Genomic DNA, 25,610 nt, shown 5'->3' on the forward strand with positions numbered 1-25,610 from the left:
GAACACCGTGGAACCGGCTTTGCCGGGCCACCGATGTTGCCCCCGGCAGGGGGTTGACGAAGCGGCACGAAGTGCCGCGCAGCCTGGGGGGTTACTTTGGGTTTCCGCCGTTCTGCGGCGACCAGAGCGCCTTCAGGCGCGCGCGCTCTTCGTCAAAGCGCGCATTCACCCGCTTCTTCTCTTCTTCCTGCTCCGAAATGAAACGGTTCTGCACCGCCACACTCTGCGTGTTGTCGTCGAGCTTGCGGCGTATCGCGCCTGGCGCCTTGCTGACGTCCTGCTTGTAGAACTCCAGCTCCTCGTCGATCTTCTTTCGGTCTTCGCCCAGTTCCGCAATGCGCTTCTTCGCGGCCTGGGTCACGGCATCGATCTGGGCCAGCGCTTCGCTGCGCTCGCGGTCATGCGTGGCGAGGTTCGGGTAGCGCACCAGCAGCGCGCGCTCGCGGCGCCGCTCGTCGGTCTGGCGCGCGGCCACGATGGCGGCCTCGCGGGCGCGGTCCTCGCGCTCCTGCTGCTCGCGCGCGGTGTAGGTCGGCTCGAGCTTGCGGCGCACCGAGCCGCTCGGGTTCAGTTCACGCTGCTCGCGGTCGCTGCACTCGGCGATCGGCCGGTCGGCCGTCAGCGTTCGGCCCCGGGCATCGGTGCAGGTATAGATGCCGGCGGAGGCGCCTTCCACTTTCTGCGGTTGCGCTTGCAGGGCGCCGCAGAACGAGAGCGCCACGATGAAAAGGGGTGCCGCCGCCAGCAGGCGGAACGGTCTGTCGTGATCGTCGCGTGCGTGGTGCATTCGGCGGCCTTGTTTCTTCAGCTGGCGCCGTAGCGTGCGCGGTAGGCCAGCACGCGTTCGCGGTGCGCGCCGAGGTCGGCGGCGGCACCGCCCGAGAGGTAGCTCAGCAGGTCGTCCAGCGTGGCGATGGCGATCACCGACAGGCCGAGCTGGTTGCGCACGTACTGCACGGCGCTGTGGTCCACGTCCACGCCGTTCTCGGTGGCTTTTTCCTGCCGGTCGAGCGCGATGGCCACGGCATGCGGCGTGGCGCCCGCGGCCTCGATGGCGGCGATCGACTCGCGCACCGCGGTGCCGGCGGACATCACGTCATCGACGATCAGCACGCGGCCCTTGAGCGGCGCGCCCACGAGGTTGCCGCCTTCGCCGTGTGCCTTGGCTTCCTTGCGGTTGTAGGCAAAGGGATAGTTGCGGCCCCGGCGGGCCAGCTCGGCGGCCACCGTGGCGCCCAGCGGAATGCCCTTGTAGGCGGGGCCGAAGATCATGTCGAACTCGAGGCCGCTCTCGATCAGCCGGTCTGCATAGAATCCCGCGAGCCGGGCGATCTTGCCGCCGTCATCGAAGAGCCCAGAATTGAAGAAGTAAGGACTCATTCGACCGGCTTTGGTCTTGAATTCACCAAAGCGCAGCACGCCGGCATCCAGGGCGAACTGGACGAAGTCCTGTGCAACCGCGCTGCTTTTCTCACCATCTACAGCCATCGGAAATTCCTTGTGTTCAAACTGACCAGTCTCAATCTCAATGGCCTGCGTTCGGCCGCTACCAAAGGCGTGGCCGACTGGGTGGCCGAACTTGCGCCGGATTGTATTTGCATGCAAGAGATCCGCGTCCAGGCCAGCGACATCGAGGGCCGGTTCGAGGAAATGGCCGGCCTCAAGGGCCATTTCCACTTCGCCGAGAAGAAAGGCTACGCCGGCACCGCCGTCTACACCAAGCACGCTCCGAGCCAGGTGGTGGTGGGCTGGGGCGACGCCGAGTTCGATGCCGAGGGCCGGTACCTCGAACTGCGCTTCGACACGCCCAAGCGCAAGTTCTCCGTCATCAGCTGCTACTTTCCGAGCGGCAGTTCGGGCGAGGAGCGCCAGGAAGCCAAGTTCCGCTTCCTCAAGGGCTTCTTCCCGCACCTCGTGGCACTGAAGAAGGAGCGCGAGTTCGTGCTGTGCGGCGACATCAACATCGCCCACAAGGAGATCGACCTGAAGAACTGGCGCGGCAACCAGAAAAACAGCGGCTTCCTGCCCGAGGAACGCGCCTGGATGACGAAGCTGCTCGACGCCGGCGCCGAGGGCGCGGGCCTGGTGGACGTCTATCGCATGCTCAAGCCCGACACCACCGCCGAGGCCTACACCTGGTGGAGCAACCGCGGCCAGGCCTATGCGAACAACGTGGGGTGGCGGCTGGACTATCACCTGGCCACGCCGAAGTTCGCGGCGCTGGCGCGGAGCGAGCAAATCTACAAAACCGTGAAGTTTTCGGACCATGCGCCGATCACGGTGGACTACGACTTCAAGCTGTAGGCCGGCCCGCGCTCCTCAGCGCGACAACTCCGGCAGCGCCTTCTCCAGCGTCGCGACGAAGGCCTGCATCGCCTCCGTCTCGTACGCCCCGCGCTTGGTGATGCGGTAGAAGTCCAGCCCCACCTTCGGCTTGATCAGCACGTCGGTGCGCACGCGATGCCGGCGGCAGGCGGCGAGCGCGAAGGTGGGCATCACGGCCGTGCCGAAGCCGGCTTCCACCATCGAGATCAGCGTGCCGAAGAAGTTGAAGACGGTGCGCTGCGCTTCGGCGCGGCCGATGGCGGCGAGGTGCTGGTCGATGACTTTCTGGATCGGATTGCCGGGCGGCAGGCCGACGAGTTCGGCGCCGCGCAGTGCCGACCAGGGAGCGGTGCCTACGGCCTGCGGCTCTCCAGCCTCCACGCGCATCAGGTGAAAGCGCCCTACTGGCTCTCGCGCCAGACCCGGCGCGGCCTTGAAGAAGAAGCCCAGGCCCACGTCGGCCTCGCCGGCCGCCACCATCGCCTCCACGTCGCGCAGGTCGGCGTCGAACAGGCGCAGGCTCACCTGCGGATGGGCCAGGCGGAAGCTGGCGAACACCTGCGGCAGCAGGTTCGACGACACCAGCGGCGTGGCCGCGATGCGCAGCGTCTGGCGGGCCGCGTCGCCCTCGGCGCCCAGCTCGGCCGCGACGTCGTCGAGGTCGGTCACCATGCGCTCGACCACCGGCAGCAGGCGCCGGCCCGCGGGCGTGAGGCTCACCACGCGCGTGGTGCGGTCGAAGAGGCGGCAGCCCAGCTGCTTTTCCATTTCGCGGATCAGGATGCTGAGCCCGGCCTGCGTGATGTGCGCCTGCTCGGCCGCGCGCGTGAAGTTGCCGACGCGCGCCACCTGCAGGAAGGCGCGCAGCTGACGGGTCGATAGATTCATATGGATTCATGATAAATCCATATCACATCTAAATTTCACAAATGATGGTTCCGCGTTCCTAATGCGGCCCGGAACAAGACGAACGACCACCATGAGCAACGAAGTCATCATCCTGGGCGCCGGCATCGGCGGCCTGACCCTCGCGCTGAGCCTGCACCAGGCCGGCATTCCCTGCCGCGTGTACGAAGCCGTGCCCGAACTCAAGCCGCTGGGCGTGGGCATCAACCTGCTGCCGCACGCGGTGCGCGAGCTCACCGAGCTCGGCCTGCTGGAGGCCCTCGACAAGGTGGGCGTGCGCACGAAGGAAGCCGTGTTCTTCACCGAGCACGGCCAGCTGGTCTTCCGCGAGGCGGCGGGCCAGCATGCGGGCTACGACTGGCCTCAGTTCTCCATCCACCGCGGCGACCTGCAGACCGTGCTGTACGAAGAGACGCTGAAGCGCCTGGGCCCCGACAGCGTGGTGTGCGGCCGCCGCTGCACGCACGTGGAACAGGACGCGGAAGGCGTCACGGTGCATTTCGCCGACGGCGCGCCGCCGGTGCGCGGCGCCGTCGCGGTGGGCTGCGACGGCATCCACTCGGCGCTGCGCAAGCAGCTCTATCCGGGCGAAGGCGCACCGCGCTACTCGGGCGTGAACATGTGGCGCGGCACCGCGCGCTGGAAGCCTTTTCTCTCGGGCGGCAGCATGGTGCGCGCGGGCTGGCTGTCGGTCGGCAAGATGGTGATCTACCCGATCCGCGACAACATCGACACCGAGGGCAACCAGCTCGTGAACTGGGTGGCCGAGATCCACGCGCCCCAACCCGCCATGCGCGACTGGAGCCGCGCGGGCCGCCTCGAAGACTTCCTGCCGGCCTTTGCCGACTGGCATTTCGACTGGCTCGACGTGCCGGCGCTGATCCTCGCCTCCGACACCATCCTCGAGTACCCGATGGTCGACCAGGACCCGCTGCCGCGCTGGACGCACGGCCGCCTCACGCTGCTGGGCGACGCCGCGCACCCGATGGTTCCGCGAGGCTCCAACGGCGCGGGCCAGGCGATCATCGACGCGCGCTTTCTCGCAGGCGCGCTGAAGAAGCAGGGCGTCGGCACCGCTGCGCTCGACGACTACGACCGCGTGCGCGTCAAGGACACCACCGACGTGGTGCTGACCAACCGCAGCAACCCGCCCGACGCCATCCTGCGCGAGGTGTTCGAGCGCTCGGGCGGCAAGCGCTTCGAGCGCGTCGACGACGTCGTGCCGGTCGCCGAACTGCAGGCAATCTCGGACAACTACAAGCGCGTGGCCGGCTACGACCCCGCGGCCCTGAAGGCGCGCGCTTCCTTCCTTTGAACTGAACAGGCTACCCACAGAAGAACCCGGAGACTGAAAACCCATGCGCTCGCTGATCAAGAAAACCTTCGCCGCCCTGCTGATGGCCGCCGGCACCGCCACCACCGCATTCGCCTGGCCCGACCAGCCGATCACGCTGGTGGTGCCCTACACCCCCGGCACCGGCATCGACCTGATCGCCCGCCAGCTCTCGGCACGCCTGCCCGCCAGACTGGGCCAGCCGGTGGTCGTGGAGAACGTGGCGGGCGCCAGCGGCAACATCGGCAGCGAGCGCGTGGCACGTGCCAAGCCCGACGGCTACACGCTGCTGGTGCAGGTCAACACGCTGGTGATGAACCGCAGCCTCTACCGCTCGCTGAGCTACGACCCGGTGGCCGACTTCGCGCCGGTGTCGCTCACCTCGTGGGGCACGCTGCTGCTGGTGACCAATCCGAACGTGCAGAAGGCCTCGTCGGTGCAGCAGATGGTGAGCGCTGCCAAGGCGGCGCCCGGCAAGCTGACCTACGCCACGCCGGGCGTGGGTACGCCGCACCACCTGTCGATGGCGCTCTTCATGCAGGGCACGGGCACCGAGATGCTGCATGTGCCCTACAAGGGCACGGCCGGCGCGGTGACGGACCTGCTCGGCGGGCGCATCGACTACATGTTCCTCCCGGTGCACGTGGCGCTGCAGCACATCCAGGCCGGCAAGCTCAAGGCCATTGCGACCGGCAGCAACAAGCGCCTGCCTCAGCTGCCCGAAGTGCCCACGCTCGCAGAGGCCGGCGTGACCGCCGACAACGTCGACATGTGGTACGGCGTGCTCGCGCCCAAGGGCACGCCGCCCGAGGTGGTGGCGCGGCTCAACAAGGAGATCGCGGCGGTGCTGAAGCAGCCCGAGGTGGCGAAGTCCTTCGAGTCTCAGGGCATGGTGCCGGCGAGCTCGACGCCGGCGGAGTTCGGCGCGCTGCTGAAGAAGGATGCGGACCGGTGGGCTGGCGTGGTGAAGCGCGGCAACATCACCGCCGACTGAGCCTGGTCTGTCTTTCTCCCTCCCCCTCTGGGGGAGGGTCGGGGTGGGGGCAATCGGCTCATGCACGCTTCGCTGCCTTGACGACGGCCGCGTGCCCCCATCCCAGCCTTCCCCCAGCGGGGGAAGGCGCAACTCCTTCAGCGCGGCGCCGTCTTCCCCGCGTGCCGCGCCAAGTGCACCTGGTGCAGCGTGATCTTGCGCACCTCCGCCTGGCTGGTCTCGATGTGCGCCCGCAGCAGCATCGCGGCCTGGTCGCCGCGGTTCGCGCGCACGGCCTTCAAGATCTTGGCGTGCTCGTCGTAGGTGGCGTCGATGCGCGGCTGCTTGGTGAAGTCGAGGCGGCGGATGATGCGGATCCGGTCGGTCACGTCGCCGTGCACGCGGGCCATCTCGGCATTGCCGGCAGCCGCCACCAGCGAGCAGTGGAAGGCTTCGTCCCACTGCGCGACCTGGGCCATGTCGATGCTGCGCTGCGCCGCGGGCACCAGCCAGATGTCGGCCAGCGTCTCGAGCAGGCGGCGGTCGATGTGGCGGTCGGTCTCGCAAAGGCGGTGCACGGCGGTGGTCTCCAGCACCATGCGCAGGTCGTAGAGCTGCTCGAACTGTTCGAAGTCGAAGGGCAGCACGCGCCAGCCGCTGCGGAACAGCACTTCGACGAATCCTTCCTGCTGCAGCCTGAACAGCGCCTGCCGCACCGGCGTGCGCGATACGCCGAGCCGGTCGCTGATCTCGCTCTCGGTGAAGCGGTCGCCTGGCACGAGGATGAAATCGGCCACGTCGCGCTTGAGCTGCGCGTAGACCTCGTCGGCCCGTGTGCGGAAGACGGCCGCATCGGGAGCGGCAACAGAAGTTTCAGAGTGGGTGCGGGCAGTAGACACGTTGGAATGGTAGTCGCAGGCCGATGCGTCAAGAAGGGCGGCCATTCATCAGCGCCGCCAGCAGCGCCGCGCCCGGCGCCGTCCAGCCGACGATGCCGCCCTGCGCGCGCACCATGTCGACCGTGGCCGCCTTGAACGCGGGAAAGTAGCTTTCGGTGCAGTCCTCCAGCAGCAGGCAGTCGTAGCCTCGGTCGTTGGCTTCGCGCATGCTGGTCTGCACGCAGACCTCAGTGGTGACGCCGCCGAACAGCAGGTGGGTGATGCCGCGCGCCTGCAGCAGCTCGTGCAGGCCGGTTGCGTAGAAGGCGCCCTTGCCCGGCTTGTCGATCACGATCTCGCCGTCGATGGGCGCGAGCGCATCGATGATCTGGTTGCCGGGCTCGCCGGCCACGAGGATGCGCCCCATCGGCCCTTCGTCGCCGATGCGCAGCGTGGGGTTGCCGCGATTGCGCTTGGCCGGCGGGCAATCTGAAAGATCGGCCTTGTGCGCCTCGCGCGTGTGCACGACGAGCCCGCCAGCCTGCCGCCAAGCCTGCAGCACCGCCTTCGTCGCGGGCACGATGGCTTCGAGCAAGGACACATCGTTGCCCAGCGTCTCGCCGAAGCCACCAGGCTCGATGAAGTCGCGCTGCATATCGATGAGGACCAGCGCGGTCTTCACCACGTCGAATTCGTACGGAAAGGGATTCGCTTCTTCTATGCGCATGCTGGTTCTCAAGAATGTCCCGGGCCAAGACGGCAGTCACCCCACCACCGAGCCCGGCGGGCGGTGCGGCGTGGGCGCCCCCTCTGCGCTGCCAAGGAGCGCAGCGTTTCGCGGATCAGTGCTCGCAGCTGTCTGAGCGAAGCGAGTTCTGCGGGACCCCGCGAAACGCGAGCACCGCAGGGAAGCCGCGAAGCGGCCGGCGCAGTGGGGGCGACCGCGCCGTGCCGCCCGCCGGGCGGAGCCCAAGAAACATGCAGCGCACTCATGCCGCAACCTCATGGTGCCMACCACCCATGTGCGCCCCAATCACATGTCGCTCGGCCCCGGCGGCCGAAGTCTCGAACACGATCCGCCCTTCGCTCATCACCACGATGCGGTCCGCCAGCTCCAGCAGCTCGTCGAGGTCCTCGCTGATGAGCAGCACCGCCCCGCCCTTCTCACGCACCTGCACGATGCGCGAATGGATCTCGGCGACGGCCGCGAAGTCCAGCCCGAACACCGGGTTCGCCGCGATCAGCACATTGATGTCGCCCGCCAGCTCACGCGCCAGCACCGCGCGCTGCACGTTGCCGCCCGAGAGGCTGCGGATCGGCGCGCCCTCGCCCCGCGTCTTCACGCCGTATTCGGCGATCCACTCGCGCGCCCTGCTGCGCCAGTAGGGAAAGCTCAGCACGCCGGCACGCGACAGCGGCGGCTGGTCGAAGTCGCGCAGCGCCATGTTCTCCGCGACGCTGAGATCGCCGACGCATGCGTTGCGCAGCGGCTCCTCCGGCAGGCTGCGCACCTTGAGCTCGCGGTTCTCGGCGCGGCGCGCGGCGTAGGGCTGCCCCATCACCGCGACCTTGCCTGCAAGTCGCGGCCGTTGCCCCACCAGCGCTTCGACCAGTTCGCGCTGCCCGTTGCCCGAGACACCGGCCACGCCGAGGATCTCCCCGGCGCGCACCGACAGGCTCAGCTCGTGCAGCGCCAGCGTTCCGCGATCGCCCTGCGCCTTCAGCCCTTCGACCTTCAATGCAACAGGTGCACCAGCCGGTACAAGCTTCCTGGTCACGGCGGACTGCTGCGGCGAAACAGCCTGCTCGCCCCCCATCATGGCCTGCGCCAGCTGCGCCGGAGTGGTGTCTGCCACGCGGCAATGGTGCACCGCCTTGCCGCGCCTGAGCACTGTCACGTTGTCCGCATACGCCATCACCTCGCGGAACTTGTGCGTGATGATCAGCACTGTGCACAGCCCGCTGCGCGCGAACTCGCGCACATGGCCCAGCACCTCGTCGGCCTCCTGCGGCGTGAGCACCGAGGTCGGCTCGTCGAGGATCAGCAGGCGCGGCTTCAGGTAGAGCTGCTTGAGCAGCTCCAGCTTCTGCTTCTCGCCCGCCGCGAGCTCCGAAGGCCGCACGTCGAGGTCGAGGCTGAACGGCGTGGTCGCCAGGAAGGCCTCCAGCTCCGCGCGCTTGCTCTTCCAGTCGATCACCGCCGGCGTCTTTCCGCCCGCCAGCAGCAGGTTCTCGGCCACCGTCATGCCCGGCGCCAGCGTGAAGTGCTGGTAGACCATGCCGATGCCCAGCGCGCGCGCCACGATGGGGTTGGCGATGTCCTGCTCGCGCCCGTCGATGAGGATGCTGCCCTCCTCCGCGCGCTGGAAGCCCGCCACGCACTTCACCAGCGTGCTCTTGCCCGCACCGTTCTCGCCCAGCAGCGCATGCACCGTGCCGGGCTCGACGCGCATCGTCACGCGGTCCATCGCGGTGAAGTCGCCAAAGCGCTTGGTGAGTTGATACGTGTCCAGCGCGAGCGCGCCGCTGCCCGCCGGCAGGCCTCCGATGGCACGGGAGGAAGAAGACGCGGCGCCCATCGCGGTCAGTCCAGCGCGGCCAGCAGCGCCTGCGAGGTGGCGTGCGCGCCGAAGACGCCGCCCTGCATCGTGATCATCTTCAGCGCCGCGAGGTGGTTGCCGTAGTCCGTGGCCGCGGTGCAGTCCGACAGCAGCAGGCACTCGAAGCCGCGGTCGTTGGCGTCGCGCATCGTGGTGTGCACGCACACGTCGGTGGTGATGCCCGCGAGGATGATGTTCTCGATGCCGCGCGTGCGCAGGATCAGCTCCAGGTCGGTCGCGTAGAACGAGCCCTTGCCTGGCTTGTCGATGACCACCTCGCCCGGCAGCGGCGCCAGCTCGGGAATGATTTCCCAGCCGGGCTCGCCGCGCACCAGGATGCGCCCGCACGGCCCGTCGTCGCCGATGCCCACGCCGTTCGCGCCGATCTGCCGCGAGCGCCAGCGCTTGTTGGCCGGCAGGTCGCCGAGGTCGGGCCGGTGGCCCTCGCGCGTGTGGATGATGTGATAGCCCAGCGGCCGCAGCGCCGCCAGCGTTCGCGCGATCGGCTTGATCGGTGCCTGCACCAGCGACAGGTCGTAGCCCATCACGTCGACGTAACCGCCCTTGCCGCAGAAGTCGGTCTGCATGTCGATGACGATGAGCGCGGTGTTGTCCGGCCGCAGCGCGCCGTTGTAGGGCCAGGCATAGGGCTCGGCGGCCACGTGGCGCTCGGTGGTGTTGGCGATGGTGGTGGTCATGGTCGTCATCCCGCGTAGTTGCGCTGCGGCGGCGCGAAGCCGCAGCTCGTGCCGTCGGTCACCTTCACCTCGGCGCTCCACGGCAGCCTGTAGGTGCCGGCGGCCATGTCGTGCATGTAGGTGTAGGGGCAGTCCTGTGCGCCGCCTTTCACCGCGACGTAACCGCGGTGATAGAGCTGGTAGATGTTGTTCTCCACGCCCCAGCCGGTGCGGGCCTCGCGCACGAGGTCGGGGCGCAGTTCGGCGGTGATGATCTCGTCCACGCGGCCGCCGCCCTCGGCCAGCACCGTGCCGTCGAAGTTGCAGAACATGCCCTCGCCCATCGAGTCGAAGCTGCCGTCGCTGCCGCACAGGCACACACTCGCGGTGTAGGCGAGGTTGCAGAAGGCATTGGCCTGGTTGGTGATCTTCCACGCGTGGCGGATCGGCGCGGTGTAGCCGGCCGTGCGCAGGATGATGTCCGCGCCCTTGTATGCGGCCTCGCGCGCCATCTCGGGGAACATGCCGTCGTGGCAGATGATGAGCGACAGCCTGCTGCCGTTGGGTCCGTCGCACACCGGAATGCCGAGGTTGCCGGGCTCCCATGGTTCGACCGGCACCCAAGGGTGCAGCTTGCGGTAGTAGAGCCTGATCTCGCCGTGGTCGTCGATGATCAGGCCGCTGTTGTAGGGGTTGCCGCCGGGGTTGGCTTCCATGATGGAGAAGCAGCCCCAGATGCGGTGTTCGATGCAGGCCTGTTTGAAGGCCGCCACCTCGGGGCCGTCGAGCGTGCACATGATCTCGGGACTGGTGTCCATCGAGAGCCCGTGCAGCGCGTACTCCGGGAACACCACGAGGTCCATGGTCGACTGGTTGCGGCGGGCCTTGCCCACCATCTCGCAGATGCGCTGCGTTTGCGCGGCGAGGTCGGCCGGCGTCTTCACGCTCGGCAGCTGCAATTGCACCAGGCCGACGACGACGCCGTGCGCCGATTTGTTGAGGCCTCCTAGACCGCTCATGAAGTTCAGCTCCTTGTGGAAGAGAGTTCGCCGGGGCTTCCGGCGGCCGCGCTGCCCGGCTTGCAGGTGAACACCAGAATCACCAGCGTGAGCACATACGGCACGGTGTTGAAGAGGTGATAGCCCCAGCCGATGCCGATGGATTGCAGCGCGGGCCCGATGGCGCCCGCGCCGCCGAAGAGCAGCGCCGCGCCCACGCAGCGCAGCGGGCTCCAGCGCGCGAAGATCACGAGCGCCACCGCGATCAGGCCCTGGCCGCTGGAGATGCCTTCGTTCCAGCTGCCCGGATAGAAAAGCGTGAGCGACGCGCCGCCCAGCCCCGCGATGAAGCCGCCCGCCGTGGTGGCCGCGATGCGCAGGCCCGAGACCGAGTAGCCCAGCGCGCGCGTGGCCTGTGCCGAATCGCCCGCCATGCGCACCAGCAGTCCGGCACGCGTGCGCGCGAAGCCCCACCACAGCAGCACCGCGAGCGCCACGCCGATAGGCACCAGCGCGTTGAGCTGCAGCGCCGAGCGCACCACCGTGTTGTCGCTCCAGAAGCCCAGCGGAATAGCCGGGATCTGCGGCGCCTGCGGCTGGATGAGCGGCTTGCCCAGATAGAACGCGAGCCCCGTACCGAGCAGCATCAGCGCGATGCCGGTGGCCACGTCGTTCACGCGATCGAGCGAGCACAGCAGGCCATGCAGCAGCGCGAGCGCCGCACCGGCCATCGCGCCGATCAGCACGCCGAGCCATGCGGAGTCGGTGAGATAGGCGCCGCCGAAGGCCGCCATGGCCGACAGCACCAGCACGCCTTCGAGGCCGAGATTGATGCGGCCCGATTTCTCGGTGAGGCACTCGCCCAGGCTCACGAAGAGGAACGGGGCGCCCACGCGCAATGCGCCGCCGACGATGCCGGCGACCAGCGCGATCCACTGGTCGGCCGTCATGTGTAGCTCCTTGCTTCGGGCAGCATCCGGTCGCCGAACTTCTTCCAGTTGACCGTGCGCAGCCCCTCGCTCGCGAGGATCAGCACGAAGGCGATGCCCTGCAGCACCAGCACCGATGCATCGGGCAGGCCCAGCCGCCGCTGCAGCAGGCTGCCCGCCGCGCCGAAGCCGCCGAACAAAATCGCCACCGGCACGATGGCCACCGGGTTGTGCCGTGCAATGAAGGACACGAGGATGCCCGCGTAGCCGTACCCCGCGATCAACGAGGCGTTGGCATTGGTGTGCACCGCCGCCACTTCGATGGCGCCCGCGAGTCCCGCGCACGCGCCACCCAAGCCGCAGGCCGAAAGAATGAGCCGCGTGGCCGGCAACCCGACCAGCTGCGCGGTGCGAGGATTGCCGCCCACCACGCGCACCGAGAACCCCGAGACCGTGGCGCGCAACCACCAGCCGAGTCCCAGGCAGGCCACGATGCCGATCGCCAGCCCCCAATGCACATCGGAGCCGCCGATGCCGCCGATCAGCAGCCCGTCGCCCAGCGCGTAGGTCGAGGGTTTGTTGAGACTGGCCGGATCGCGCAGCGGCCCTTCGACCAGGTGCTTGAAGATGCCGATGGCGATGTAGGCCAGCAGCAGGCTGCTGATGGTCTCGTTGATGCCGCGGTACTGGCGCAGCCAGCCCGCGAGCATGATCCACACGGCGCCGGCGAGTGCACCGGCGATGCAGACGACCGCCGTGCCGATGAGGTTGCCGGGCAGCGGCACCGCATGCGCCAGTGCCGCGCAGGCCAGCCCGCCCAGCACCAGCGCGCCCTCGCCGCCGATGATGATGAGCCCCGCGCGCGCGGGCAGCGCCACGCACAGCGCGGTGAGCATCAGCGGCGCGGCGCGCTGCAGCGTGTTCTGCCATGAGAACCAGTCGCCGAACGCGCCCTTGAACAGCGTGGCCCAGACCTCCACCGGATCGACGCCCGCGAAGGCCACCAGCAGGCCGAACACCAGCAGCGCCGCCGCGATGGCGAACACCGGCAGGGAGAACTCCTTGAGGACACTGCGCATGATGAAGTCTGCTTTCAGATCAGGGCCGTCGCGGAACCGCCTTCGCCGGGCCGCTGACGGCGCCCCCTTGCAAAGGAGATGAGCGAAGCGACACGAAGTGCGCGAAGCCTGGGGGATGTCATCCGATGCTGCCGACCACGCCTTCGACGAGGTAGTTCATCTTCTCGAGCTCCAGGTCGGTCTGCTTCAGGACCTTGCCCGCCGGCACCACGACCGCACCCTTGTTGTCCTTGATGCCGTCCTTGAAGATGTCGAAGCTGCCCGCGATCATCTTGGCCTTGATCTCGTCGGCCTGTTTCTTCGCGGCGTCCGGCACCATGGGGCCGTAGGCGGACATCTTCACGTAGCCCTCCTTCAGGCCGCCGCGCAGGAAGTTGGGATGCGGCTTGCCGGCCTGGGCGGCGTCGATGATGGTCTTGTACGCGGTGAGCCAGTTCCACTCGGCGCCGGTGAGGTACGCATTGGGCGCCAGCTTGGCCTGGCTCGCGTGGTAGCCGCAGACCATCTTGCCGCGCTTGGCCGCCGTCTCGACCACCACCTTGGGGCCGTCCACGTGCATGGTGAACACGTCGCAGCCCTGGTCGGCCAGGCTGTTGGTGGCTTCGGCCTCCTTCACCGCCATCGACCAGTCGCCCGTGAAGATCACGCTGCAGGTGATGTTCGGCTTGACGGAGCGCGCGCCCAGCGTGAAGGCGTTGATGTTGCGCAGCACCTGCGGAATGGGCTTGGCCGCGACGAAGGCGATCTTGTTGCTCTTCGTCATGTGCGCGGCGATCACGCCGTTGAGGTACTGGCACTCGTCGATGTAGCCGAAGAAGCTGCCGACGTTCTTCGGGTGCTTGCCTTCGGTCCAGAGGCCGCCGCAGTGCGAGAAGCGCACGTCGGGGTACTTGGGGGCCACCGCGAGGATGTGCGGATCGAAGTAGCCGAACGACGTGGGAAACAGCAGCCCGGCGCCGTCCTGCGAGATCATGCCGGCCATGGTCTTCTGCACGGCGGCGGTCTCGGGCACGTTTTCTTCTTCCACCACCTTGATGCCGGGCAGCTTCTTGATCTCGGCGGCGGCCATGGCGTGTGCCTGGTTGTAGCCGTAGTCGTCGCGCGCGCCGACGTAGATCACGCCGATGGTGAGCGGCTTGGGCTTGGCCTGCGCGCTGGCAAGGGCGCTCCAGCTTCCGAGCGATCCGGCAGCGCCCAGCGCGGCCAGGGTCTTGAGGGAATCGCGGCGATTGAATTGGCTGGTCATCACGTGCTCCGATCTTGGAAAAAAGTGAGGGTGGGTGCGGAAAAAATCGTGGCCTCAGCCCAGCAGGCTGACGTGCGCGGAAACCACGCGCCAGCCCTCGGGCGTGCGCATCCAGGTCTGGCTCTGGCGGCCGGTGCGCCCGGCGCCCTCGCGGCGGAATTCACAGTTGGCGGTGGCGAAGTCGCGGCCGTAGGTGGTGATCACAGTGACCAGCAACTCGCGCGCCAGCCCCTGCGAAGGGCGCGAGGCACGAAAGGCACGGATCTCGTCGTAGCCGTAGAGGTTCTCGGTGGCGCCGTAGCGCAGCGTGGTCGGGCTGTTCCAGAACAGTTCGTCGAGTACCTCGACCTTGTTGTTGACCAGCGCCTCTTCATAGCGCGCAAAGACCGCCTTCACTTCGGCCAGCACGTCGGGCAGGTTGATGTCAGTCGCGTTCATGCGCGGGTCTTCTCCGGGTTGAGAGCGGCGACGGGCGCGTGCGCCACGCCGGCCGCTTCGAGCGCCGCGGCCACGCGCAGCACGAGGTCTTCGCGCCAGGGCGCGCCGATCACCTGCACGCCGATCGGCAAGCTCGCATGCGCGCCCCACACCGGCACCGAGCACACCGGCAGGCCGATGCAAGAGAAGGGCTGGGTCAGCAGGCCCATGTTCGGGCGCACCGGCAGCGGGTGGCCGTTGACCTCGAAGGTCTCCGCGCCGATGGGGGTGGCGGCGCTGGGCGTGGCCGGCGCCAGCAGGATGTCGTAGCGGCCGAACATCCTTGCCACCGCTTCGGCATAGGCACGCCGTACGCGCTGCGCGCGCGACACCCAGGCAGCCGGCAGCAGCGCGCCCGCGAGGAAGCGGTCGCGCGAGAGCGGCTCGAAGTCGTGCGCGCGGCGGCGCAGGTCGGGCAGGTGCAGCGCCGCGCCTTCGGCGTTGGTGATGAGGAACGCGGCGGCGCGCCCCGCCTCGACCATCGGCAGCTCGACGCTGCCTGGCGAGACGATGGCGCCCAGCGCCTCGGCCACGCGGTCGACGGCGGCCGATGCCTCGGCGCCCGCGCGCTCGCGAAAGTAGCCGCCAAGCACACCGACACGCAAGCTGCGTGTGCCGTGGTCCAGCGAGGGCGACACCGGCTCGACGGCGCGTTGCGCGCAGCCGGGGTCGCGCGGCGCGCCCGCTTCTTCGGGCCCCTGCATCGCGTCGTACATCCGCGCCAGGTCGCGCACCGAGCGGGCGAACGGCCCGAGGTGGTCCAGACTGGACACGAAAGGGAAGCTACCGGTGCGCGGCAGCCGCCCGAATGTAGGTTTCAGGCCGAACACGCCGCACAACGAGGCCGGCACGCGGATCGAGCCGTTGGTGTCGGAGCCCAGCGTGAGCGGCACCTGCCCGGCCGCGACGGCCGCACCCGAGCCGCCCGACGAACCGCCCGCGATGCGTGTGAGGTCGTGCGGGTTGCGCGTGGGGCCTTCATGGCTGTTCTCGGTGGTGAAGCCGTAGGCGTACTCGTCCATGTTGAGCGCGCCGACCAGCACGGCGCCTGCGCGCTCCAGCCGGCGCACCAGCGCGGCGTCGGCGCGTGCGGGCGCGGTCTGGTGCTCGATCTTGGAACCGGCGAGCGTCGGCAGGCCGGCGATGTCGAACAGGTTCTTCACCGCGAAGGGCACGCCCAGCAGCGGCAGCTCACGGGTGCGCGCGCCGTTCGCCGAGGCGAGCGATGCATCGACCTGCGCGGCGCGGCGCAGCGCGCGCTCGGCCAGCACCGAAGTGAAAGCGTTGACCCGGTCGTCGGTCGCGTCCACGCGCGCCAGGCTGGCTTGCACCAGCGCGGCGGCGCTGACGGTGCCTGCGCTCACCGCATCGGCCATGGCGCACGCGTCCCGCATCAGCAGTTCGGCGGCGGTCATGCCTGCTTCTCCTCGGTCTCGACCGGCGCGAAGTGCACGGCGGATTCGGCCGACATCGATAGCGGCACCGCCTCGACCAGCGCGGCGAAATCGGCGGCGAGCGCGAAGTAGCGCAGCACGCCGGGGCGATGGGCGGGCGACAGCGGCAGGCCGAGCGCCGCGGCGGCGGCGTCGACATAGTTCTCGATCTGTGCGGGCGTCATGGGCATGGCGGCGCTTCTTTCAATCGACGTCTTACCGGCGCACTTCGCGCTGGAAGATGTCCAGGCTGAGCTTCTTCATGGCGACAAAGCTCTCGGTACTGAGCGTCTCCACCGTTCGGGGGCGGGCATCGCCATAGCGCAGGATCTCAGCGACCTTGGTGGGCCGCTTGGTCAACAGCAGCACCTCGTCGGCGAGGTACACCGCCTCTTCGAGGTCGTGCGACACCAGCAGCATGGTGGTGCCGGTCTGCATGAACACCTCCTGCAGCTTCTCGCGGATGAAGAGCGTCATCTCGAAGTCGAGCGCGGAGAAAGGTTCGTCGAGGAACAGCACCTCGGGGTCGGGCGCGAGCGCACGCATGATCGAAGCGGTCTGCTGCTGGCCGCCCGAGAGCTCGTACGGAAAGCGCTTCAGGTCGAACTTCACGTCGAAGGAGGCCACCAGTTCTTCCATGCGCCGGTCGACCTCGGCCTTGCTGCGCCCTTCGAGCTTCAGCGGGTAGGCGATGTTGTCGATGGTGCGCATCCACGGGAACATCGCTTCGCGGTAGTTCTGGAACACGTAGCCGATCTTGGTGTCAGAGCGCCGCTTGCCGTCGAACAGGATCTCGCCCGAATCGATGGGAATGAGCCCCGCGATCATGTTGATGAGCGTGGACTTGCCGCAGCCATTCGGTCCGAACACCGAGACGATCGCGTGCTTGGGAATGTCGAGGTCGAAGTTCTCGTACAGCGGCCAGCCCGCGAAATACTTGGTGAGGCCGCGGATGGTGATGTGCGTGCCGGCCGGGCCGGGCCTGAAGGCCGGCTTCGGAACGTCGGCGTACACCGGGCCGTTGACGACGATGTCAGTTGAAGCTCGCATGGAGGCGCTCCTGTTGGGGTCTTTGCGTGAGCTGCCACGGAACCGGCTTTGCCGGGCCGCAGGCAGCGCCCCCTCGCAGGGGGTTGGCAGCTGCGCGCAGCGAGCAAGCCTGGGGGTGGTCCATTACCTTCCGCTCCAGTGCACGATGCGGCGTTCGGCGATGAGAAAGAGGATGTTGAGCGCATAGCCCAGCGCACCGGCCGCAAGAATCGCCGCGTACATGCTCTTCACGTTGAGCACCTGCTGCGCGTCGATGATGCGGTGGCCGAGCCCCGTGTCGGAGCCGATGAACATCTCGGCCACGATGACGATCACCAGCGCCATCGACACCGCCGAGCGCAGGCCGACGAAGCTGGGCTGCAGGCTTTCCCACACCAGCACGTCCTTGAAGATCTGCCAGCGCGAGGCGCCCATGACGCGCGCCGCCATCACGCGCTGCTTGCGTGCGTTCATCACGCCGTAGGCGCTGTTGAACACCACGATGAGCAGCGCGCCGAAGGCCGCGATGGCCACCTTGTTGACGTCGCTCACGCCGAAGATCAGCAGGAACAGCGGGATGAGCGCGGACGACGGCGTGGAGCGGAAGAAGTCGATCAGGAACTCCACGCTGCGGTACGCCTTCTCGTTGCTGCCCAGCAGCACGCCCAGCGGAACGCCGATGGCCGCCGCGATGACGAAGGCCTGCACGGTGCGCCACACGGTCATGGCGAAGTCTGTGAGCAGCGGACCGCCGGCCAGGCCGGTGATGAGCGCGGCGATGGTGTCGGCGGGCGTGGGCAGCAATATCGGCTTGATGAAACCCAGCCGCACCACCAGGTCCCACACGATGAACAGCACCACCGGGCCTATGAAGGGCAGCATGCGGTCGCGCAGCGGCGGCCTGGGCGCCGCAGTAGCGGCACTGGCCGGCGGGGTCCACGGCGCGGCCGTGGTGACGTTGGCTTCACCCATTGGGAACTCCTTCAGGATTGCTTTTTCAGGAACACCGAGGAACCTGCTTTGCCGGGCCTCAGGTGTTGCCCCCGGTAGGGGGTTGACGAAGCGACACGAAGTGCGCGAAGGCTGGGGGCGAGCCTCATGTCAGGCCTTGTAGAGCAAAGCGTCCACCGCGACCTTCTTCTCGAAGATGCCTTTCTCGGTGAACAGGTCGTAGAACTTCTGGAAGTACGCGACGTCGCTGGGCTTGAACTCGTTGTAGAGCATGTACGACGCGAGCGGCACTTCGGCCGTGAGCTTGCCTTCGATGGCGGTGTAGCCCTTCATGAACTGGCGTGCCTCGTCTGGCTTGGTGCGCACCAGCTCCACGCCGCGTGCGTAGGCGGCGATGTACTTCTTCGCGACCTCGGGGTTCTTCCTGATGAACTCGCTGGTGAGGCTGGCCGCGCCGCCATGCCACGGCGCCATCGGGTCGCCGAGGATGTACCTGGCCACCACGCCGGCTTCGACGACGCGCGTGGTGCCGTTCATGCGGCCCACGGTGCCGGTGGGCTCCAGCGTGTAGCAGGCGTCGACCTGGCCCGCGACCAGCGCGGCCACGTGCTGGCCGATGGGCAGTTCGCTCACGGTCGCGCCCTTGGCGCCGGCACGCTCGAGCATGGTCTTGCACAGCGTGACGTTCTGGATGCCGGGGCCCGAAGCGACCTTCTTGCCGGCCAGTTCGGCCATCGACTTGACGGGGCTGTCCTTGGCGACGATGAATTCGTCGAGCACGTACTTCGCGTTGCTCGGGTTGGTGCAGAAGATCTTGAAGAGGCCCGGCTGCGCGATCTCGCCGATGGCGAGGTTGGCGGAGCCCGTGCCGTTGGCGCTGCCGTCGCACCGGCCGGCGAGCATGCCTTCCATCACCTGCTGCGCGCCGGCGAACTTCAGCGGCTCGACGTCGAGGCCGGCCTCCTTGAAGTAGCCCTTGTCGACCGCCGCGAAGAACGGCAGGCCCGCGGCCACGGGCCAGAAGCCGATGCGCAGCTTTGCCGCGCCCTGCGCCCGCACGATGGCAGGCGCGGCCAGCACGGCGATGCCGGCGGCAGCTGTCTGCAACAGCTGCCGGCGCGACGCGGAAGATTTCTTATCTGGGTTGCTCATCGATCGGGACTCCTGATCAGTTCAGTTGGAAGTGGGGGTGGCGCGGCTCGCGACGTAGGCGCGCCAGCCGCCGTATCGGCTCACGTCCGGCGCGCCGGCCAGTGCGTGGCCTTCGCAGATGAAGCCCTTCACCCAGCTGCCGTCGGCCAGCTCGACGCTGCCCAGGCCCAGCGGTGGCGGGACCAGCGCGAGAAAGCTGCCGACCTGGGCCAACGGCACGGCCCACACTTCGAGCGCGATGGCGGCGCCCTCCTCGCTTTCGGCCACGCGCCGCAGGCCGGGCTTGGGCGGCACGGTGCCGGGCAATGCGTGCAGCCTGTAGGCGGGCGAGGTGGTGGTGGCGTGCATCAACGTGGCGCCGCGCTCGGTCAGCTGGCTGTTGAGCGGCATGCCCGAGAGGTGCGCGCCGACGACGGCGATGGGCAGCGTGCCGGCGGCCGGCGCCGCGAGGCCCGGTATGGCGCGCGGCGGCGGCAGCGGCTGGCCGGTCGCGCCTTGCGCGAGCCCGGTGGCGTGGTGAAAGCGCTGGCCCAGTTCGGCCAGCGCGAGGTCGCTGCCGCAGGGGCCGATCAGCGTGATGCCGAAGGGCAGGCCGTCCACGCGCAGGCTGCTGGGCACCGAGAGCGCGGCGTAGTCGAGCAGGTTGACGAAGTTGGTGTACGCGCCGAGGTTGCGGTTGAGCACCACGGGGTCGGCGCGCATCTGCTCACGCGTGTAGTGCGTGGGCGCGGTGGGCACGAGCAGCAGGTCGATGTCGCGCCACATCGGTTCGACCTTMTGCGCGATGGCGCGCAGCTTCGTCTGTGCGTCGAACAGGTCGGCGGCGCTGTAGCCCTGGCCGCTGGCGAGGATGCCGCGCACGGGCTCGATCACTTCGTCGGCATGCGCATCGAAGAACTCGCGCACGGCGGCGTAGCGCTCGGCGACGAGTGCGCTTTCGTAGAGCATGGCGGCCGCTTCCGCGAGCGGTGCGTAGGCGATGGTGACGGGTGTGCCGCCCATGGCGAGCAGCCGGGCGACCGCGTCGCCGAATGCCTGCTCTGCGGCGGCGTCGCCGAAGAAGCTCAGCCTGTCGGGCACACCGAAGCGGAAGCGCTCGGGCAACTGCTCGCGGCGCAGGTCGATGTTTCGGGAATACGGGTCGCGCGCATCGTGGCCAGCTGCTGCGAGCAGCACGTCGACCGCGGTGGCGACGGTGCGCGCGAAGATGGAAACGCAGTCGGCGCTCTGCGCGGCGGGCACCACGCCGAAGGCGCTCAGCAGGCCGCGCGAGGGCTTCAGACCGACGATGTTGTTGAGCCCGGCCGGCACGCGGCCGGAGCCGGCGGTGTCGGTGCCCAAGGCGAAGTCGGCCTCGCCCGTTGCCACCACGTAGGCCGAGCCCGAGCTGGAGCCGCCAGATACATAGCGCGCGTCGAACGAGTTGGGCACCTCGCCGTAAGGAGAGCGGGTGCCGTTCAGGCCGCAGGCGAACTGGTCGAGATTGGTCTTGCCGGCCAGCAATGCACCGGCTTCGAGCAGGCGCTGCACCACGGTCGCATGCACATCGGGCAGGCGCTCGAAGGCCGGGCAGGCGGCGGTGGTGGGCACGCCGGCAACGTCGATGTTGTCCTTGACCGCGAAGCGCAGCCCCGCGATCGGCAGGGCGAAACCCAGCGCTTCGCCGGCCTGCGCATGCGCCAGCGGCGCTGCGAACCTGGCGATCCAGGCAGCTTCGGGCGTTCCGCTTTTCGGGTTTTCTTCATGCACCATCTTCAGGCATCCAAACATGTGTACAAGTTGAGATGCAAGCGGCATGCCAGCGCGAGCGCCGGGCGCGCGGATCGGAATCGTGTCGGGATTGGCCCTCTCCCTCGGGCTATGGATCCCTCCCGGGCTGGCTCCCTCTCCCCTCGGGGAGAGGGTTGGGGTGAGGGCAGGTGCGGAAGATGAAGCGCGGCTTCTGTCTAGAGGCCGTCACCCTCACCCCCGCCCTCTCCCCAGGGGGAGAGGGAGTCATGCAAGTCAGCTCTTCCTTGCGTCGCGGTAGAGCTTCTCTACCTTCGGCAGGTTCGCTTCCAGCTTCGAGATGCGGTCCGGCCCGCTCGGGTGCGTCGAAAGGAAGCTCAGGCCGCCCTGGCTCTTCGACGCCGTGGCCATCTTCTGCCACAGCGACACAGACGCCTTCGGGTCATAGCCGGCGCGCGCCGCGAGTTCGAGCCCCACGAGATCGGCCTCTGTCTCGTCGCCGCGGCTGAACTTGAGCGTGATGAGCTGTGTGCCGGCACGCGCCGCCAGGTCGCCTACCTGCCCCCAACCGAGCAGCTGCGCACCGATGGAGAGCGCCGCACCCGTGCCCGCGCTCTTGGCCATGCGGGCGCGTGCGTGCTCGCGCAGCGCATGGGCCATCTCGTGGCCCATCACCATCGCGACTTCGTCATCGGTGAGCTTCAGCTGGTCAAGGATGCCGGTGAAGAAGGCGATCTTGCCGCCGGGCATGCAGAAGGCGTTGATCTGCTTGCTGCCGATCAGGTTGACTTCCCACTTCCAGTCGCGTGCGCGCGAGTTCCACGGCATGGCGAACGGGATGAGCCGCTTGGCAATGGCCCGCAGCCGCTGCAGCTGCGGGTTGTTCTCGCCCGCGAGCGCGCCCTTGGCGCGTGCCTGCTCGAGCAACTGGCCGTACTGCTGCACGCCGGCCGACTCGATCTGCTCGACCGGCACGATGTTCCGGGCGACCGAGGCCTTGCCCACGTCGACCTGCGCCAGGGCCGGCTTCGCAAGCACCGCGCCGGCCGCCGCCAGCAGGAAGGCACGTCGCGGATTCCACGCGGAAGCGACGGAAGGAGCGGGAACGGCGGGAAGAAGGGGGTGATCGCATCGTGTGCACATAGGAGCGGGATGATAGGAACAAATGAAGACAACAAGCCCGGGAACCCGGGCCGTCGCTCATGGACAATCCGGGGCACATGTCCGCCTCGCCCGCAGAAAACCCCACGCCCCCCTCACCGCCCTGGCGCGACGCGCTGAAGGTCTACCTCGAACCCGCCACCCTGCGCATGCTGGCGCTGGGCTTCTCGGCGGGGCTGCCGCTGCTGCTGGTGCTCGGCACGCTGAGCTTCCGGCAGCGCGAGGCGGGCATCGACCGCACCACCATCGGCTACCTGAGCTGGGTCGGGCTGGCCTACGGCTTCAAGTGGGTCTGGGCGCCGCTGGTCGACCGGCTGCCGCTGCCGCCGCTCACCACCCTGCTGGGGCGCCGGCGCGGCTGGCTGCTGCTGGCGCAGTGCATGGTCATCGCCGGGCTGGCGGGCATGGCGGTCAACGACCCGCGCGACGGACTCCCGCCTCTGGTCTGGTGCGCCCTGCTGGTGGCCTTCGGCTCGGCCACGCAGGACATCGCGCTCGACGCCTTCCGCATCGAATCGGCAGAAGCGCGCAAGCAGGCCGCGCTGGCAGCCGCCTACCAGACGGGCTACCGCCTCGCGATGATCTGGGCCGGTGCCGGCGTGCTGTGGGTCGCGGCCTGGGCCGAGGTGGCGCCCGCCGCGGCGGCCACGGGCGCGGCGGCCTACCAGAACGGGGCGTGGAAGACGGCTTATCTGGTGATGGCGGCGTCGATGGCTGTGGGCGTGGTCACGGTGCTGCTGTCGCCCGAGCCGGCGCCGGGCGCCATGCCCAAGGCCCGGACCGCCGCCGAATGGCTGCGCAACGTGCTGGTCGAGCCTTTCGCCGATTTCATCCGCCGCTACAAATGGCAGGCCGTGCTGATCCTTTCGCTCATCGCCATCTACCGCATCAGCGACGTGGTGATGGGCATCATGGCCAACCCGTTCTACGTGGACATGGGTTTCACCAAGGACGAGGTGGCCTCGGTCAGCAAGATCTACGGCGTGATCATGACGCTGGCGGGCGCGTTCGTCGGCGGCGTGCTGTCCATGCGCCTGGGCGTGATGCGCGTGCTGATGCTGGGCGCCGTGCTCAGCGCCGCCAGCAACCTGCTCTTCGCCTGGCTGGCCACGCGCGGGCACGACCTGACGGCGCTGATCGCGGTGGTTTCCGCCGACAACCTCGCCGGCGGCATCGCCTCGGCGGCCTTCATCGCCTACCTGTCGAGCCTCACCAACATCAGCTACTCGGCCACGCAGTACGCCCTGTTCAGCTCGCTGATGCTGCTGCTGCCGAAGTTCCTGGCCGGCTACTCGGGCGTCTTCGTGGACGCCTACGGCTACAGCAGCTTCTTCGTCGGCACCGCCCTGCTGGGTGCACCGGTGCTGGTTCTGGTGGCGCTGGCCTCGCGGCTGACGGCGACCGCGAGCCCCCAGGAGCGCCGATAGCGCCCCCGCCGTATAGGAAACGGCCGACGCTGCGCCGCCCGCGCTGCTGTTAGGCTGCACCGGTATACATTCGTTTCTTTCAAATATCCGCTCCTTCCCGTCGCGCGCCGACCGACAGCCCAACACCCCTACAAGATCGTGCCGTCCAGAATCCCTCCCCTTCAGATAAGCGCCTACACGGCCACCTGCGCCGTCGGTGTCGGCAAGGAAGCGCTGGCCGACGCGCTCGCGCAGTCGCGCAGCGGGCTGCGCGCCAACGACTTCGGCGACGCGCCGCTGCCCACCTGGATCGGCCGCGTCGACGGGGTCGAGGAGGCCCGGCTCCCCGAATCGTTCGCGCAATGGGACTGCCGCAACAACCGGCTGGCCTGGATGGGCCTGCAGGCCGACGGCTTCATCGAGGCCGTGGCCGCGGCGCGCGAGAAGTACGGCGCATCGCGCGTCGCGCTCGTGCTGGGCACCTCCACCGCCAGCATCGGCGAGACCGAGCTGGCCTACACCCAGCTCGACGAGCAGGGCATGTTCCCGCCCTACCAGCGCCGCGCGGCGGTGCACACGCCGCATTCGCTGGCCATGTTCACGCAGCAGCTGCTGGGCATCACCGGCCCCAGCGAGACCATCTCGACCGCCTGTTCGTCCAGCGCCAAGGTGTTCGCCTCGGCCGAGCGGCTGATCCGGCTGGGCCTGGCCGACGCGGCCGTGGTCGGCGGGGCCGACACGCTGTGCGGCAGCGTGCTGTTCGGCTTCAACTCGCTCGAACTGGTGTCCACCGAGCCATGCCGGCCCTTCGACGCCGCGCGCAAGGGCATCAGCCTCGGGGAGGCCGCGGGCTTTGCGCTGGTCGAACGCGTGCAGACCGGCGCCGATGCCGCGCCGCTGCACCTGCTGGGCTACGGCGAGGCGAGCGACGCGCACCACATGTCGACACCCCACCCGGAGGGCCTGGGCGCCGAGCGCGCGCTCGACGAGGCGCTGGCACGCGCCGGCCTCGCACCCGAGGCCATCGACTACATCAACATGCACGGCACCGCGAGCCAGAAGAACGACGAGGTCGAGGGCGCGCTGGTGGCGCGCCGCTTCCCGGCGCGCACGCACGCCAGCTCGACCAAGGGCTTCATGGGCCACACGCTGGGCGCCGCGGGCATCGTCGAGGCCGTCATCAGCCTGCTGGCCATCGAGCGCGGCCTGATGCCGGGCACGGTCAACACGCACACGCTGGACGAAGGCTTCGGCCCGCAGATCCGGCTGGAGCCCGCGCGCGGCGAAGTGCGCTACGCGCTGAGCAATTCCTTCGGCTTCGGCGGCAACAATTGCTCGCTGGTTTTCGGCAAGGCGGCACGAACGACATGAACAAGGCCGCATCCAAGCCCCCCACCCTCTACATCGAAGGCCCGGCCTTCTGGACTCCCACGCTGCCCGGCTGGGACACCGCGCGCGCGGCCTTCCGCGGCGAAGGCGCGCTGGCCGATCCGCCCGTGAAGCGCCCCTCGCCGCAGGTGCTGGCACCGGCGGAGCGGCGCCGCGCGCCCGACACCGTGGCGCTGGCGCTCGAAGTGGCGGCAGCCGCCCTCGCGGGCTCGGGCCGCAACGCGGCGGACGTGCCCTGCGTGTTCACCTCGGCGCATGGCGACCTGTCGATCAACGACTACATGTGCACCACGCTCGCGAGCGACCCGAAGATGCTCTCGCCCACCAAGTTCCACAACTCGGTGCACAACGCGGCGGTGGGCTACTGGACCATCGGCACGGGCTGCATGGCGGCCAGCAACGCCGTGTCTGCCTACGAGCACAGCTTCGCCTCGGGCCTGCTGGAGGCGGCGGTGCAGTCCGCCTGCGACCAGGAGCCGGTGCTGCTGGTGGGCTACGACGCGCCGTCGGTGGGCGCCGTGACCTCGGTCACCGACAGCCGCGGCCTGCTCGCGGTGGCGCTGGTGATCGCCAGCGAGCCCAGCGAGCGCACCGTGGCGGTGCTCGACTGGTCGCTGGCCAGCGAGGACGGCAAGGCGCCGGCGGCCACGCCGCCGCGCTCGGAAGCGGCGAAGTCGCTGGCCGAGATCAATCCCATGGCCCTGTCGCTGGGCCTCTTCGAATCGCTGGCACATCTCGATGACGGCAGCGGCGACGGCGCGGGCAAGCCGGTCGACCTGCCGCTTTCCGCGTCCCTGTCGCTGCGGCTGCAGTTGCGGTCGCCTGCGCGGGGCTGAGGCCCACGGCCACTGCAACCGGCGCTATGCTTTTCGCAGCACGGCCGGTTGACAGGGGTTGCCGAGGTTTACCCAACTTTACGGAGCGTTCAAGCCCTATTGCT

25 protein-coding genes are annotated in these 25,610 nt (G+C 68.7%); 6 read left to right on the forward strand and 19 right to left on the reverse strand.

Annotation, left to right across the window (positions count from 1 at the left end; genetic code table 11):
- Positions 1-91: 91 nt before the first annotated feature.
- A complete protein-coding gene (locus QMO14_RS01410; protein ID WP_301503816.1) occupies positions 92-787 on the reverse strand; it encodes a DUF4124 domain-containing protein in 696 nt (231 codons plus the stop codon).
- 17 nt (positions 788-804) lie between these two features.
- A complete protein-coding gene (gene pyrE / locus QMO14_RS01415; protein ID WP_301503817.1) occupies positions 805-1,488 on the reverse strand; it encodes an orotate phosphoribosyltransferase in 684 nt (227 codons plus the stop codon).
- Between the two features lie 12 nt (positions 1,489-1,500).
- On the opposite strand from pyrE, the gene QMO14_RS01420 reads away from it, so the two are divergent.
- A complete protein-coding gene (locus QMO14_RS01420; protein WP_301503818.1) occupies positions 1,501-2,304 on the forward strand; it encodes an exodeoxyribonuclease III in 804 nt (267 codons plus the stop codon).
- Positions 2,305-2,319: 15 nt separating this feature from the next.
- Here QMO14_RS01420 and QMO14_RS01425 read toward each other — a convergent pair whose 3' ends face one another.
- A complete protein-coding gene (locus tag QMO14_RS01425) occupies positions 2,320-3,213 on the reverse strand; it encodes a LysR family transcriptional regulator (RefSeq protein WP_301503819.1) in 894 nt (297 codons plus the stop codon).
- Between the two features lie 91 nt (positions 3,214-3,304).
- Between QMO14_RS01425 and QMO14_RS01430 the strand changes: the two genes are divergently transcribed.
- Both QMO14_RS01430 and QMO14_RS01435 read left to right on the forward strand, forming a co-directional pair.
- Positions 3,305-4,546, forward strand: coding sequence for a flavin-dependent oxidoreductase (locus QMO14_RS01430; protein WP_301503820.1), 1,242 nt, complete (start codon positions 3,305-3,307; stop codon positions 4,544-4,546).
- 43 nt (positions 4,547-4,589) lie between these two features.
- Positions 4,590-5,558, forward strand: coding sequence for a tripartite tricarboxylate transporter substrate binding protein (locus QMO14_RS01435; protein WP_301503821.1), 969 nt, complete (start codon positions 4,590-4,592; stop codon positions 5,556-5,558).
- A gap of 137 nt (positions 5,559-5,695) precedes the next feature.
- Here the strand turns inward: QMO14_RS01435 and QMO14_RS01440 are convergent, their stop codons facing one another.
- The 16 genes from QMO14_RS01440 to QMO14_RS01515 all read right to left on the reverse strand — a co-directional run bounded on the left by QMO14_RS01440 (position 5,696) and on the right by QMO14_RS01515 (position 21,857).
- Positions 5,696-6,436, reverse strand: coding sequence for a GntR family transcriptional regulator (locus QMO14_RS01440; RefSeq protein ID WP_301503822.1), 741 nt, complete (start codon positions 6,434-6,436; stop codon positions 5,696-5,698).
- Between the two features lie 28 nt (positions 6,437-6,464).
- A complete protein-coding gene (locus tag QMO14_RS01445; RefSeq protein ID WP_301503823.1) occupies positions 6,465-7,142 on the reverse strand; it encodes a cysteine hydrolase family protein in 678 nt (225 codons plus the stop codon).
- A gap of 262 nt (positions 7,143-7,404) precedes the next feature.
- Positions 7,405-8,994, reverse strand: coding sequence for an ABC transporter ATP-binding protein (locus QMO14_RS01450; RefSeq protein ID WP_301503824.1), 1,590 nt, complete (start codon positions 8,992-8,994; stop codon positions 7,405-7,407).
- 5 nt (positions 8,995-8,999) lie between these two features.
- Positions 9,000-9,713 (reverse strand): cysteine hydrolase family protein, encoded by a 714-nt coding sequence (locus QMO14_RS01455; protein ID WP_301503825.1) that lies wholly within the window; start codon positions 9,711-9,713, stop codon positions 9,000-9,002.
- A 5-nt stretch (positions 9,714-9,718) separates the two neighbouring features.
- Positions 9,719-10,711 (reverse strand): formamidase, encoded by a 993-nt coding sequence (locus QMO14_RS01460; RefSeq protein ID WP_301503826.1) that lies wholly within the window; start codon positions 10,709-10,711, stop codon positions 9,719-9,721.
- A gap of 5 nt (positions 10,712-10,716) precedes the next feature.
- Positions 10,717-11,640: an ABC transporter permease gene (locus tag QMO14_RS01465; RefSeq protein ID WP_301503827.1), complete on the reverse strand. Its 924-nt coding sequence runs from the start codon at positions 11,638-11,640 to the stop codon at positions 10,717-10,719.
- Positions 11,637-12,698 carry an ABC transporter permease gene (locus QMO14_RS01470; protein WP_301503828.1) on the reverse strand — a complete coding sequence of 354 codons (1,062 nt, stop codon included), beginning with the start codon at positions 12,696-12,698 and terminating at the stop codon, positions 11,637-11,639. The genes QMO14_RS01465 and QMO14_RS01470 overlap by 4 nt, the downstream gene beginning before the upstream one ends.
- A 118-nt stretch (positions 12,699-12,816) precedes the next feature.
- A complete protein-coding gene (locus QMO14_RS01475; protein WP_301503829.1) occupies positions 12,817-13,944 on the reverse strand; it encodes a BMP family ABC transporter substrate-binding protein in 1,128 nt (375 codons plus the stop codon).
- A gap of 54 nt (positions 13,945-13,998) precedes the next feature.
- Positions 13,999-14,382, reverse strand: coding sequence for an oxalurate catabolism protein HpxZ (hpxZ, locus tag QMO14_RS01480; RefSeq protein ID WP_301503830.1), 384 nt, complete (start codon positions 14,380-14,382; stop codon positions 13,999-14,001).
- A complete protein-coding gene (locus tag QMO14_RS01485) occupies positions 14,379-15,836 on the reverse strand; it encodes an AtzE family amidohydrolase (RefSeq protein WP_301503831.1) in 1,458 nt (485 codons plus the stop codon). The genes hpxZ and QMO14_RS01485 overlap by 4 nt, the downstream gene beginning before the upstream one ends.
- Positions 15,833-16,045 carry an AtzG-like protein gene (locus QMO14_RS01490; protein WP_301503832.1) on the reverse strand — a complete coding sequence of 71 codons (213 nt, stop codon included), beginning with the start codon at positions 16,043-16,045 and terminating at the stop codon, positions 15,833-15,835. Before QMO14_RS01490 ends, QMO14_RS01485 begins: the two co-directional genes overlap by 4 nt.
- Positions 16,046-16,070: 25 nt before the next feature.
- Complete coding sequence (locus tag QMO14_RS01495) at positions 16,071-16,904, reverse strand: ABC transporter ATP-binding protein (protein WP_301503833.1); 834 nt, start codon at positions 16,902-16,904, stop codon at positions 16,071-16,073.
- A gap of 123 nt (positions 16,905-17,027) precedes the next feature.
- Positions 17,028-17,855 carry an ABC transporter permease gene (locus tag QMO14_RS01500; protein WP_301503834.1) on the reverse strand — a complete coding sequence of 276 codons (828 nt, stop codon included), beginning with the start codon at positions 17,853-17,855 and terminating at the stop codon, positions 17,028-17,030.
- A gap of 129 nt (positions 17,856-17,984) precedes the next feature.
- Positions 17,985-18,986: an ABC transporter substrate-binding protein gene (locus QMO14_RS01505; protein WP_301503835.1), complete on the reverse strand. Its 1,002-nt coding sequence runs from the start codon at positions 18,984-18,986 to the stop codon at positions 17,985-17,987.
- A 21-nt stretch (positions 18,987-19,007) separates the two neighbouring features.
- Positions 19,008-20,738 (reverse strand): allophanate hydrolase, encoded by a 1,731-nt coding sequence (gene atzF / locus QMO14_RS01510; protein WP_301503836.1) that lies wholly within the window; start codon positions 20,736-20,738, stop codon positions 19,008-19,010.
- A gap of 252 nt (positions 20,739-20,990) precedes the next feature.
- Positions 20,991-21,857, reverse strand: coding sequence for a M48 family metallopeptidase (locus tag QMO14_RS01515; RefSeq protein ID WP_301503837.1), 867 nt, complete (start codon positions 21,855-21,857; stop codon positions 20,991-20,993).
- 77 nt (positions 21,858-21,934) lie between these two features.
- Between QMO14_RS01515 and QMO14_RS01520 the strand changes: the two genes are divergently transcribed.
- The 3 genes from QMO14_RS01520 (at position 21,935) to QMO14_RS01530 (ending at position 25,506) form a co-directional block, all read left to right on the forward strand.
- Positions 21,935-23,302, forward strand: a complete 1,368-nt coding sequence (locus QMO14_RS01520) for an AmpG family muropeptide MFS transporter (RefSeq protein WP_301503838.1) — start codon at positions 21,935-21,937, stop codon at positions 23,300-23,302.
- A 138-nt stretch (positions 23,303-23,440) separates the two neighbouring features.
- Complete coding sequence (locus tag QMO14_RS01525; RefSeq protein WP_301503839.1) at positions 23,441-24,652, forward strand: beta-ketoacyl-[acyl-carrier-protein] synthase family protein; 1,212 nt, start codon at positions 23,441-23,443, stop codon at positions 24,650-24,652.
- Positions 24,649-25,506 (forward strand): beta-ketoacyl synthase chain length factor, encoded by an 858-nt coding sequence (locus QMO14_RS01530; protein ID WP_301503840.1) that lies wholly within the window; start codon positions 24,649-24,651, stop codon positions 25,504-25,506. The genes QMO14_RS01525 and QMO14_RS01530 overlap by 4 nt, the downstream gene beginning before the upstream one ends.
- Positions 25,507-25,610: the final 104 nt, after the last annotated feature.

It is taken from the genome of Variovorax sp. CAN15 (genome assembly GCF_030462475.1).
Taxonomy (GTDB): domain Bacteria; phylum Pseudomonadota; class Gammaproteobacteria; order Burkholderiales; family Burkholderiaceae_C; genus Variovorax.